Source organism: Pseudomonas sp. G34 (assembly GCF_031119625.1).
In the GTDB taxonomy this organism is placed as follows: domain Bacteria; phylum Pseudomonadota; class Gammaproteobacteria; order Pseudomonadales; family Pseudomonadaceae; genus Aquipseudomonas.
In genome coordinates this window covers 181,222-193,260 of the sequence record NZ_JAVHZV010000017.1, presented here as the reverse complement: position 1 = coordinate 193,260, position 12,039 = coordinate 181,222, and the positions used below count along the sequence as shown (strand labels likewise).

General features: G+C 63.0%; 12 protein-coding genes and 1 tRNA gene. 10 read left to right on the top strand and 3 right to left on the bottom strand.

Annotation, left to right across the window (positions count from 1 at the left end; all coding sequences use genetic code 11):
- The first annotated feature begins 47 nt into the window (after positions 1-47).
- From QYS36_RS12415 to QYS36_RS12395, 5 genes are all read left to right on the top strand, one after another.
- Complete coding sequence (locus QYS36_RS12415) at positions 48-269, top strand: cysteine-rich CWC family protein (protein ID WP_308839757.1); 222 nt, start codon at positions 48-50, stop codon at positions 267-269.
- Between the two features lie 3 nt (positions 270-272).
- A complete protein-coding gene (locus QYS36_RS12410; RefSeq protein WP_308839756.1) occupies positions 273-965 on the top strand; it encodes a pseudouridine synthase in 693 nt (230 codons plus the stop codon).
- 232 nt (positions 966-1,197) lie between these two features.
- Positions 1,198-2,076 (top strand): alpha/beta hydrolase, encoded by an 879-nt coding sequence (locus QYS36_RS12405; RefSeq protein ID WP_308839755.1) that lies wholly within the window; start codon positions 1,198-1,200, stop codon positions 2,074-2,076.
- A 95-nt stretch (positions 2,077-2,171) separates the two neighbouring features.
- Positions 2,172-2,245, top strand: a tRNA-Gly gene (locus QYS36_RS12400).
- 195 nt (positions 2,246-2,440) lie between these two features.
- Entirely contained in the window at positions 2,441-3,418 is a 978-nt protein-coding gene (locus QYS36_RS12395; protein WP_308839754.1) for an SDR family oxidoreductase, read from the top strand.
- On the opposite strand, the gene QYS36_RS12390 is transcribed toward QYS36_RS12395, so the two are convergent.
- The 3 genes from QYS36_RS12390 to QYS36_RS12380 are packed head-to-tail and all read right to left on the bottom strand — an operon-like array spanning position 3,395 to position 6,959.
- Positions 3,395-5,014 (bottom strand): alpha-amylase family protein, encoded by a 1,620-nt coding sequence (locus QYS36_RS12390; RefSeq protein WP_374990451.1) that lies wholly within the window; start codon positions 5,012-5,014, stop codon positions 3,395-3,397. The genes QYS36_RS12395 and QYS36_RS12390 overlap by 24 nt on opposite strands.
- On the bottom strand, positions 5,011-6,546 hold the full coding sequence (locus QYS36_RS12385; RefSeq protein ID WP_308839781.1) for an alpha-amylase family glycosyl hydrolase: 1,536 nt from the start codon (positions 6,544-6,546) through the stop codon (positions 5,011-5,013). Before QYS36_RS12385 ends, QYS36_RS12390 begins: the two co-directional genes overlap by 4 nt.
- Before the next feature lie 32 nt (positions 6,547-6,578).
- A complete protein-coding gene (locus QYS36_RS12380; protein WP_308839780.1) occupies positions 6,579-6,959 on the bottom strand; it encodes a termination factor Rho in 381 nt (126 codons plus the stop codon).
- Between the two features lie 198 nt (positions 6,960-7,157).
- Between QYS36_RS12380 and QYS36_RS12375 the strand changes: the two genes are divergently transcribed.
- The 5 genes from QYS36_RS12375 (at position 7,158) to QYS36_RS12355 (ending at position 11,879) form a co-directional block, all read left to right on the top strand.
- A complete protein-coding gene (locus tag QYS36_RS12375; RefSeq protein ID WP_308839752.1) occupies positions 7,158-8,015 on the top strand; it encodes an SDR family oxidoreductase in 858 nt (285 codons plus the stop codon).
- Positions 8,016-8,056: 41 nt separating this feature from the next.
- Complete coding sequence (locus tag QYS36_RS12370) at positions 8,057-8,731, top strand: DUF2238 domain-containing protein (RefSeq protein ID WP_308839751.1); 675 nt, start codon at positions 8,057-8,059, stop codon at positions 8,729-8,731.
- Positions 8,732-9,014: 283 nt separating this feature from the next.
- A complete protein-coding gene (locus tag QYS36_RS12365) occupies positions 9,015-10,028 on the top strand; it encodes an ABC transporter substrate-binding protein (protein ID WP_308839750.1) in 1,014 nt (337 codons plus the stop codon).
- Positions 10,021-11,091 carry an iron ABC transporter permease gene (locus tag QYS36_RS12360; protein WP_308839749.1) on the top strand — a complete coding sequence of 357 codons (1,071 nt, stop codon included), beginning with the start codon at positions 10,021-10,023 and terminating at the stop codon, positions 11,089-11,091. The genes QYS36_RS12365 and QYS36_RS12360 overlap by 8 nt, the downstream gene beginning before the upstream one ends.
- A complete protein-coding gene (locus QYS36_RS12355; protein ID WP_308839748.1) occupies positions 11,088-11,879 on the top strand; it encodes an ABC transporter ATP-binding protein in 792 nt (263 codons plus the stop codon). The genes QYS36_RS12360 and QYS36_RS12355 overlap by 4 nt, the downstream gene beginning before the upstream one ends.
- Positions 11,880-12,039 lie beyond the last annotated feature (160 nt).

Here is a 12,039-nt window from a genome sequence, read left to right as displayed (position 1 = left end):
TGGAGCGGTAACGGGGCCGCCAATGGCCGGCTGCGCGAGCCAGCCCAATGAACACCAACCTGTGCCCCGCCTGCGGCCAGCCCAACCGTTGCGCCCAGGCCGCGAGCGACAGCGAGGTGGCGCACTGCTGGTGCTTCGCAGTCGAGGTCCAGCCGCACGCGCTGCAGCAACTGCCGCCCGAGGCCTTGAACCGTGCCTGCCTGTGCCCGCGCTGCGCGGGTGCCGTGCATATCGCTGCTTCCCAAGAGCACGATCGCGAGCCCGACTGAACCATGCGCCTGGACCGCTTCCTGAGTAACTTCCCACGCTTCAGCCGGCAGGACAGCCGCCTGCTGATCAGCGCCGGCCGCCTGCGCGTGGACGGTGAGATCATCGTTGATCCGCGCGTCGATATCCGCGACTTCCAGCGCGTGGAACTGGACGACGAACTGCTGCAGGCCGGGCGCAGCGCGCGCTACTGGATGCTGCACAAACCGGTCGGCGTGGTCAGCGCCACCGAGCACGACGAACACCGCACCGTGCTCGACCTGCTCGACGAGCCGGACAAGCACGAGCTGCACCTGGCCGGGCGCCTGGATCTCAACACCAGCGGCCTGCTGCTGATCACCAACGACGGGCGCTGGTCGCGGCGCATCACCCAGCCCCAGCAGCGCAAGCCCAAGGTCTATCACGTCACCACCGAGCAGCCGATCACCGACGAGTATGCCGAGGTCTTCGCCCGCGGCCTGTACTTCGCCTTCGAGGACCTCACCACCCTGCCTGCCGGGCTCGACGTGCTGGACAGTCACCACGCCCGGCTGACCCTGTTCGAAGGCCGCTACCATCAGGTCAAACGCATGTTCGGCCACTTCCGCAACCGCGTCGTTGCCCTGCATCGCGAACGCATGGGTGAGATCGTCCTCGATCCGCAACTGGCGCCCGGCCAGTACCGCGCCCTCAGCGCAGCAGAAATCGCCAGCGTGTGAACTGCCGCCGCCGAGTGGCCTGGGTGCCGCGCAAAGGGGCTACCGGCTGGTGAGAAGAGCGCATGCCCAAGCCCGTTACCTCAAGCCCTGAAACCTGCGCTAACCAGCCAATCACAAGATCCTCCCGCCTGACATTGCCCTGTCATGTCCAGGCGCTTTCCTAGCTGGGTGACTTGCCCGGTTTACGGTTCGCCGTCAGCCAGGTTCATCTTTTGCGCCCGGAGGAATCCATATGAAGCCAGCAATCGCTGTCATCGATGTTCACAGGACGTACAAGGTACATACCGAGTTTCACGCCAACCCCTTGGCGCAGAAGACCATCATCCTGGTCAACGGCTCGCTGGCGACCACCGCGTCCTTCGCGCAGACCGTCAAATACCTCGCCACCCAGTTCAACGTGGTGCTTTTCGACCCGCCCTACGCCGGCCAGTCGCGGCCGCACAACCGCAACGACCACTGCATGACCAAGGAAGACGAAGCGGCGATCCTGCTCGACCTGATCGACCACTACGGAGCCCAGTACCTGATGTCGTTTTCCTGGGGCGGCATAGCCAGCATGCTCGCCCTCAGCCTGCGCCCGGCCACGCTGGAAAAGGCCGTGTTCGCGTCGTTCTCGCCGATCCTCAACGAGCCGATGCTCGACTACCTGAGCCGCGCCCTGGTATGCCTGAGCCAGGAGGACGGCGACCAGGTCGGTCACCTGATCAACACCACCATCGGCAAGCACCTGCCGTCGCTGTTCAAACGCTACAACCACAAGCACACCAGCCGCCTGAGCGCCCACGAATACCGGCAGATGTACGCCCACGTGCAGCAGGTGCTGCGCATGCAGGCCCACTGCCACCTGGACCGCCTGGGCGGCATCGACATCCCGCTGCTGTTCATCAACGGTGAACTCGACGAATACACCTCCGCCGCCGACGCGCGCCTGATGGCCCGCTACATCAACGCCGGCCACTTCGCCACGGTCAGCAACGCCGGCCACTTCATCGACATGGAACACAAGGGCGCCTGGCTGCAGACCCAGAACGCCCTGCTCGGCTTTCTGCAACACCACACCACCAGCAAACGCTTCACCGCTCACCCCGGCCTGCACGCCATGGCCGTATAAGGCGACCCAGAGGGGCCCGCGTTGCCCCGGCCGAACGCCATCGGGCAACCCGGGCTTCATTTCGTCGGCGGATTCGGGTATAAAGGCGCCCTCAAGCGGGCTTCGTATAATGGCATTACCTGAGCTTCCCAAGCTCATGACGAGGGTTCGATTCCCTTAGCCCGCTCCAGATCGGAAACATTAAAGCCCTGTTTTTACAGGGCTTTTTTGTGGACAACGTTTTGGGGTGTCGATAAGTGTCGAACAGATTGATCGCATCCTTAACGTTTCTCAGCTCCGCGCCAGACCATTTCCTGCTGATCCGCCCAGTTGAACCCCACACCACTCTACGTCTCTACCTCTCAGGAGCCTGCGAGACATAGATATGAATGACGTTGATCGTCCGGTGGTAGTAATTTGCGGTGCCAGCGCGGGTGTTGGCCGTGCGACCGCGCATGCCTTCGCTGCTGCAGGCTATGCCGTTGGTTTGGTCGCCCGCAGCGATGAGGGTTTGGCGCAAACGGTCGAGGAGTTGCAGTCTTACAACGTGGAGACGCTGGCGATCAGTGTGGACGTGGCGGATGGGGAAGCACTTGCCCAGTCGGCGCAACGATTCGAAGCGGAGCTCGGCCCGGTTGCCGTGTGGGTCAACTCGGCGATGGTGACGGTATTCGCCCCCGTCGAACAGCTGCTGCCGGACGAGCTCAAACGGGTCACCGAGGTAACTTACCTGGGCACCGTGCATGGCACCATGGCGGCGCTTTCGTTGATGCGCCCACGCAATCGTGGCGTGATCATTCAAGTGGGTTCAGCGCTTGCCTACCGCGCCATTCCACTGCAAGCCGCCTATTGCGGGGCGAAGTTCGCGGTGCGCGGTTTCACCGATTCACTGCGCTGCGAGCTCATCCATCAACGCAGTGACATCAAACTGTGCATGGTGCAACTTCCCGCCATCAACACCCCTCAGTTCGATTGGGCGCGCAACAAACTTGGCAAGCAGGTGCAGCCTGTGCCGCCGATCCACGATCCTCAGGTGGCTGCCCGTGCGATTCTCAGCGTCGTCAATGCGCCGCCGAGGGAGCTGTGGCTTGGCATGACCACCGTGAAGGCCATCATGGGCACGCTGTTGTTTCCAGGCCTGCTCGACCGGCTGATGGCACGCAACGCGTGGTCGGGGCAGATGGCGGGCGATGAGCAACTGCCGACCCAGCCAGGAAATCTGTTCGAACCGGTAAACGGCGTACACGAGGTGCGTGGGCGCTTCACCCGAAACTCGCGCCAGCGCGCGTGGGCGTTGAGTTCGAGCCGGGTAAGCGCAATCCTGGTGATCACTGCAGCGTTAGTGGTCTTGCTGTTGCTCTGATGGCGTGCGGACACGCCGGAACCAGCGGTAGCCGTATGGGTTGATCGACAGGTCGGCTGCTCGCTCGTCGCTGTAGGGCGCGTCCGCGAGTATTTCGGAAAATCCATCGAGGTCGATGACGATCTCGGCTGGCGTGCTGCCAAGGTTGGCCAGCATGAGCGAAGTGGTGTCCTCACCATGCGCGATGGCAAAAACCGCAGGATGCTGCACGTCGAGTATCTGCATGCGCTCCTGGCCGACTTCCGCCAGCTTGACGCGCAAGCGCAATAGCTGGGCTACCCGATTGAGCATGGACGCTGGGTCACCCTGCTGCTGCGCCACATTGAGCGTCGGATAGGCGAAGGGGCCCTGATCGATGACCGGCATGACCAGCTTGCCGGTCGCGCTGGAGAAGCCGGCATTGGGCGCGTCCGACCACTGCATGGGCGTGCGCACCGCAAGGCGCTCGGGAAGATCCAGATCATCGCCCATGCCGATCTCGTCGCCATAACGCAGCACCGGTGTGCCTGGCAACGACAGCAATAGCGCCTGAGCCATTAGCTGGCGCTGGACATCGCCGCTCACCATTGGCGCCAACCGACGGCGAATGCCGCGTCCATAAAGGCGCATGTCTTCTTCCGGTGCGAAGATGCGCATGACTTCGGCACGCTCGTCTTCGCTCAAGCGCTCAAGATCCAGTTCATCGTGGTTACGCAGCCAAACCGCATAGCCGGCGCTGGCTGGCGATGGCGGCCGGCGCTCGATAGCCCGCCGTAGTGGCTCCGCCTGCTCAGTCGCCAAGGCCAGGAAGATGTGGTTGTTGAGCCAGAAGTCGAGCACCAGGGCCATTCGTTGTCCGCCGCCGAGATAATGCGGAAAGCGCTCGGGTTCGACGTCTACTTCGCCCAGCAGAATCGCCTGCGAGTTGAAACGCATCATGACGGCATGCAGCCTTTCCAGGAGCCAGACGCCCTGGTCGTCCTGGCCGTGGCCGGCCTGCTCAACCATATGCGATGCCGCATCGAGGCGAAAACCATCGATACCCAGGGCAAGCCAGCGCGCCATGATCCGCTCGACTTCCTCGAGCACACGCGGGTTGGCCAAATTCAGATCCGGCTGATACCGATAGAACAAGTGCCGGTAGTATTGCCCGGCCTGCTCGTCCCATTCCCAGATGCTGTCTTCGACCGATGGGAAGATAGGCTGGTTACCGTCGTCCACTGGCACGTCTGACCAGATGAAGTAATCGCGATACGGGTTATCCCGGCTCTGCCGCGCCTTCACGAACCAGGGATGCTGATCAGAGGCATGCTGCACGACCAGCTCCAGAATGATGTGCATACCGCGCTGCTTGACCTCTTGAACCAACCGCTTGAACTGCGCCTCACTGCCGAAACGCGGATCCAGGGCGAGATGGTCGGTCACGTCGTAGCCGGCGTCGCGCCAGGGAGACTGGTAGATGGGCATCAGCCACAAGGTGCCAACGCCCAGGCTCTGCAGGTAATCGAGCTTTTCTATGATGCCGCCCAGATCCCCCCACCCATCGCCATTGCTGTCGAGAAACAGCGAGGGGTCGAGTTGATAGATCAACGTGTCGAGGTGCCAATGAGCCTTCATGCCGTGCGCCTGCAAAGAATTACCGCCTGCTCGGCTGCCAGCCAGCCGGTGAATGGCCGCCCTTCCCCCTGGCCATCGCTCGCCACCTGTAACGTCCAGGGCTCGGCAAGCGAAACGACCTGACTGGCCTCACTGAAATTGATACACACCAGGCGTTCGTCGTCTTCATGCTCACGCCGATAGGCCAATACCTGGGGGTGTGATGGCAGCTCTTGCCAATCGCCCAGCTGCAACGCCTTGCTGGTGCGTCGGCAGCTGAGCAGCCGTTGGTATAGCGCGAGGGTCGACGTCGGTTGCTGATGCTGGGCCTCTACCGACAACGGGCCGGCATGAAGCGAAAATGGCAACCAGGTCGGTGCCCCCGCCCAGCCGTGAGGCGCTTGCTCTGTCCACGGAAGTGGTGACCGGCTGCCATCGCGGCCGCCCGGGTCGACACGGTTGCGCTCGTTGAGCTCGATATCTTCCAACCCAAGCTCCTCGCCCTGAAAGATGAATGGTGTGCCACGCAAGCTGAGCAGCAATACGGCGGCGGCCTGGGCTCGGCGCAATGACCCACCGTAGCGGCTGCGATGGCGACTGACGTCATGGTTGGAGAGCACCCAGGTGGGCCATGCCAGCATCGCGCCCAATTCGTTTTCCACCTCACGGATACACAGGCGGAAAACCACAGGATCCCAGCCGGCGTCCAACGGCGGAAAGTTGAAGGACATATGCAACTCGTCGCTGGCGCCGTAATACGCGGCGACCTGCCGGGTCGAGCGAATGTTGACTTCGCCGATCAGCACACGCTCACCGGGATACTCGTCCACCAGACGCCGCAGGCCGCGAAGTACCTCATGGCTGTGAGGCTGGTCATTGATATGCACCATTGCCTCGCCAGCCAGACACCGCGGGTCGTCGTTGAAGTGAGGATCCTTGCCTACGCAATGCACCACATCGATCCGGAAACCATCCACACCGCGCTTGAGCCAGAAGTGCAGCACCTCATGCATAGCCGCAACGACTTCCGGGTTGTGCCAGTTGAGATCGGGCTGCTGCGGCAGGAAGAAGTGCAGATAGTATTGCTGGCTGCCCTCGTGCCAGGTCCATGCGCTGTTTCCACCAAAGGCGGCGCGCCAGTTGTTGGGCTGGTCACGCCAGACATACCAGTCACGCTTGGCACTGTCGCGGCCGGCACTCGACTCGATGAACCAAGGGTGTTGATCCGAGGTGTGGTTCGGGACGAAATCGAGCAGCACTTTCAGGTCTCGGCGATGAGCGTCGGCGATCAATGTATCGAGATCATCCAGGGTGCCAAACAGCGGATCAACGTCCGTGTAATCACAGATATCGTAACCGCCATCGCACATGGGCGAGCGAAACACCGGGGATATCCACAGCGCATCGACACCCAGGGTTTTCAGGTAATCGAGGTGCGCACTGATGCCACGGATATCGCCGACACCGTCGCCATTGCTGTCTGCAAACGAGCGCGGATATACCTGATAGATCACCGCGCTCTTCCACCACGGTGCGTCATTCGCCTTTGACATGCACACGCCTCGACTGGCTGGGTTGAGCAGCATCAACGCTGTTTGCGAAGCGCCTCGACCAGCTGCGCTTTGCTCATCGATGAGCGGCCACGAATGTCCTTGCTGCGCGCTTCTTTCATCAGGCTTTCCTTGGTTTGCGTTTCCAGCGAGGATGTGGATGACCGCGGCTTGCCTTCACGGGTCTTGGCGGCACGCTTGGCCGAGTCAGAGCGCGCTGTGCTCTTTTCGCTCGACGCGGTCTTCTTGCCCGAACCGCCTGACTTCTCACCACCGCCAGACTGCTTGTTGACGGTTGCCCAGGCGCGCGCTTCGGCTTCGTCACCGGACACGCCCTTGCTCTCATAGCTCTCCTCGATATGCTCGGCTTTGCGTTTTTGCTTGTCGGTGTATTTGTCTTTGCTTCCGCGTGGCATGGCGGTCACTCCTCAACGGGTCTAAGTACAGATGTTGAAAGTGATCCGGGAGCGGGAGTGCCGCTAGCTGGACGAATGGCTAACGAGCAAGACGAACCTTTCGTCGAAACGTCAGGCGATTTGATTCAACTTCACGCATGTGCAGTTCTCCGAAAAGAAACCACGACAGCAATTTTCCTTTGCACAGGAGAGACAGCAATGCGTACCTACCCGACTCCACCGTTCCCCGCCCAACCTCAGCCCGTGCCGGGCTCGCAGCGCAACATGCAGCCACAGCCGGATTGCGGCGAGCAGAGCTACACCGGCAGCGGCCGGCTCAAAGGCAAGGTGGCGCTGATTACTGGTGGCGACAGTGGCATTGGCCGCGCGGTGGCCATCGCCTTCGCCCGCGAAGGGGCGGACGTGGCCATTGCCTACTGGCAAGAAGATGAAGACGCCCGCGAAACCGCCAAGTGGGTCGAAGAGGCCGGGCGGCAGTGCCTGTTGCTGCCCGGCGACCTGGCCGACAAGGCGGTATGCCAGGACACCGTGGCGAAGACCGTGGAGCGCTTCGGCCGCATCGATGTTCTGGTCAACAATGCGGCCTTCCAGATGACCCGCCAATCGCTCGAGGACATCCCCGACGAGGAATGGCTGAGAACCTTCGACGTGAACATCACCGCCATGTTCCGTCTGTGCCAGGCGGCGGTGCCTTCGATGCCGCAGGGCGGCTCGATCATCAACACCACCTCGGTGAACTCCGACGACCCGACGCCCATGCTGCTCGCCTATGCAACCAGCAAGGGCGCAATCGCCAACTTCAGCGCCGGCCTCGCGCAACTGCTCGGGCCCAAGGGCATCCGGGTCAACAGCGTGGCCCCCGGCCCGATCTGGACGCCGCTGATCGTCTCGACGATGCCGCAGCAGGCGGTGACTTCGTTCGGTGGGCAGACACCCCTGGGCCGGCCGGGCCAGCCGATCGAGGTGGCGCCGATCTACGTACTGCTGGCCTCCGACGAAGGCAGCTACATATCGGGCTCACGGTATGCGGTCACCGGTGGTAAACCCATTCTGTAACCCGAATGATGCGCTGACCATGCCAAGCCCAGGGGATTACCTTGTTTAGAACGCGTGCCGCGCCTCCTGAACATGAACATCTGCCAACGGCCACGCTGCCTCAGGCCTCCATACTGCTGGCCTTGGCCGTGCTGGCCGTGATCTGCTCCGGCATCACGCCGCATAACCGGGTGGACTGGTTGCTCGAAAATGCGCTGCCGGTCGGGCTGTTGCTGGGGCTTGCCGCAGCCTGGCGGGCGCTGCGCCTGTCATTCGCGGCTTATCTGGCAATCCTGTTGATGATCGGGATACACGAACTGGGTGCTCATTTCACCTATGCCAAGGTGCCGTATGAGCAGTGGATTCAGCAACTCACGGGGCACTCGCTGGACTCGCTGATGGGCTGGCAGCGCAATCAGTATGATCGTCTGGTGCACTTCAGTTATGGCGCGCTGTTCTTCATTCCATTCTGGGAGGTTCTTTATCGGCGCACGCCCCTGCGTGGGGGCTGGCTGGCGTTGATGGCGGTCACTCTGATTCTGGCCACCTCGGCAATCTACGAATTGATCGAGTGGGTGGGCGGCCAATACCTTGGCAATGATCAAGCCAAGGCATTCCTTGCAACCCAGGAAGACCCATGGGATGCACAGAAAGATATGGCCTTGGCGCTACTCGGTGCGCTGATCACCCTGCTCCTGCAAACCGCCCTGGGGCTGCGCCGTCGCCCCTTGGACTAGGCTGGGCTGAGCTTCACTGTGCCTCCAGCCCTGCTCTAGCAGGGCTTTTTTTACGGACGCTGCGGGCTGTCCGGTTGCATGCCGCCGTACTTGAGCGCTCTGGCTGGAGCCGCCACGTGCAGAGGCACGGCTCGAATCGCTGGCCGGCTGTGATCAGGGTAGAATGCACCCATCGATTACAGGAACGACCAGACAGATGACCAATCCTTCCTTGCGCACGTTAGTAGTAATGCTTATTGCTTTGCTTTTTTCTAGCCTTTGTCACGCCGGGCAGGTGGTCGATGTGCTGGGCCGTAATGTGACGGTGACGTTGCCGGCCAAGCGGGTGGTGCTGGGGTTCAACTTCGAGGATTACGCGGCCGTCGGTGGCGAGCAGGCGTTCGACTCGGTGGTAGGGATTTCCCGCGGGGCCTGGGAGCGCAAGGTGCCGGAGAACTGGAAGCGTTATGTCGCGCATTACCCGAAGCTGGACACCCTGGCCGATGTCGGCGAGGTGGAGACCCAGAGCTTCTCGGTCGAGAAGGTACTGAGCCTGGAGCCGGATCTGCTGGTGCTGACCGATTGGCAATTCAAGGCGCTGCCCGATGAGGTCGCGCGGCTGGAGAAGGCCGGCGTGCCGGTGCTGGTGATCGACTACAACGCCCAGACCCTGGAGCGCCACGTGAACTCCACCCTGCTGCTCGGTGAAGTGACCGGCCAGCAGGCCCGCGCCCGTGAACTGGCTGATCTGTACAGCGCGGCGGTCAAGGATATCGAGGCGCGCATCGCCAAGGCCAACAAGCCCAAGCCGCGCATCTATATCGAGTTCGGCAACAAGGGCCCGGCCGAATACTCCTTCACCTACGGCAACAACATGTGGGGCGCCATGGCCGCCGCGGTCGGCGGTGACAATATTGCCGCGCCGTACGTGCAGGCCTGGGGCCAGATCAACCCGGAGCAGGTGCTGGTGGCGCGCCCGGAGGTGATCATCATTTCCGGCCGTGAAGACAACAGCAACCCCGCTGCCCTGTCCATGGGCCCAGGGGTAGACCAAGCCACGGCGCGCAAGCAGCTGCTGGCCTTCGCCTCGCGCCCGGGCTGGGCGGAACTGCCGGCGATTCGTGATGGTCGTTTGTACGGCGTTTACCAGGGCAGCTCGCGCAGCCTGGGCGACTTCGCCCTGCTGCAGTTCATCGCCAAGCAGCTGTACCCGGACCTGTTCGCCGACCTGGATCCGATGGCCAACTACATGGATTACTACCGCAAGTACCTGCCGATCCCGTTCGAGGGCACCTATGCCATCAGCGCCCATGAATGAGCAAAACGCCCTGAACCTCTCGCCGCTCGAGCGCGAGGCCATCGCCGAACACCGCCTGCGCGAGCGCAAGCGCTGGCGCAACTGCCTGCTGTTCACCCTGCTGTGCGGCGCCTGCCTGGTGCTGGATATCGCCACCGGTCCGTCGATGCTCTCGCCGTGGGACGTGCTGCGCTCGCTGCTGAACATCGGCGAGCGTGCGGCGATGACCGATACCATCGTGCATGACCTGCGCCTGCCCGTGGCGCTGATGGCGCTGGCCGTCGGCGCGGCGCTCGGCGCCGGTGGCGCGCAGATGCAGACCCTGCTCAACAACCCCATGGCCAGCCCCTACACCCTGGGCATGGCCGCCGCGGCCGGCTTTGGTGCGGCGCTGAGCCTGGCCTTTGGCAGCTTCGGCCTCGGCCCGCTGATCGGCGTGCCGCTGGGCGCCTTCGCCTGTTCGATGCTGGCGGTGGTGTTCCTGTTCGCGTTGGCCACCCTGCGCCACGCCGGCAGCCACACGATCATCCTCGGCGGCATCGCCATGCTGTTCCTGTTCCAGTCGCTGCTGTCGCTGGTGCAGTTCCTGTCTTCGCCGGAGCTGTCGCAGCAGATCCTGTTCTGGCTGTTCGGCAACCTCGGCAAAGCGACCTGGACGACCCTGAGCATCACCGCCGGGGTAACCCTGGTCTGCTGCGTGATCCTCATGGGTGACGCCTGGAAGCTGGCGGCCCTGAGCCTCGGCGAAACCCGTGCGGTGAGCCTGGGCGTGAACATCCGCGTGCTGCGCCTGAAGATCCTGATTCTGGTGGCGGTGATGACTGCCACGGCGACCAGCTTCGTCGGCGTGATCGGTTTCGTTGGCCTGGTGTCGCCGCATATCGCGCGGATGCTGGTCGGCGAGGACCAGCGCTTTTTGCTGCCGCTGTCGGCCATCTGTGGCGCCTTCATGCTGTCGGCGGCCTCGGTACTGTCCAAATCCATCGTGCCGGGCGCGCTGTTTCCCATCGGCATCGTCACCGCCATCGTCGGCGTGCCGTTCCTGCTCTGGCTGATCTTCGCCCCCCAGCGAGGCCGCACATGATCCAGCTCGACAACCTCGCCCTGGCCCGCTCCGGGCGCACCATCCTCAACGGCCTGAGCACCACCCTGCAGCCGGGCGCCATCCATGTGGTGCTGGGCCCCAACGGCACCGGCAAGACCACCCTGTTGCGCGCCATGGCCGGTGACCTGCCGCTGGCCGGCGGTGCCATCACCCATGGCGAGCACAGCCGCGGCGCCCAGGCGCCAAATCGCCGCGTACTGGAAGCCTGGCGGCGTGACTTCGCCTATATGCCCCAGGACTGCAGCACCGAGGTGTCGCTGTCGGTGCTCGAAGTGGTGGTGCTGGGCAATCTTGGCCAGATCGGCCTGCGCCTCGACGACGCGCTGCTGCAGCGCGCCATGGAGAAGCTCACCCAGGTCGGTATCGCCCACCTGGCCGGGCGCGGCATTGGCTCGCTGAGTGGCGGGCAGCGGCAGATGGCATTCTTCGCCCAGGTGCTGATGCGCGAACCGCAGGTGATGCTGCTCGACGAGCCGGTCAGCGCTCTGGATCTGCGCCACCAGATCGCCCTGCTCGACCGCGTGCGCCAGGAAACCCGCAGCCGCAACCTAGTGACCGTGGTGGTGCTGCATGACCTGAACCTGGCCTGCCAGTACGCCGACAACCTGCTGGTATTGGTCGACGGCACGCTGGCCGCCAGCGGCCACCCAGGCGATATCGTCACCGCAGAGTTGCTGCAGAGCACCTATGGCGTGGCGGTGGATATTCTGAAGGACCGTCAGGGGCGGCCGGTGGTGCAACCGCTAAGCGCTCAGGCCTTCGCCTGAGAACCTGTTCACGATCTTTATGCGCATGAAGCGGCAACTAAAAGGCAAAAGCGGCCTGTCGTAGGGTGGACGACGCTTCATCCGTCCACCGCTCTGCGATCGCAATGGTGGATGAAAAGAGCGTCATCCACCCTACATAGAGAACGGCTGTTTCCGCCGC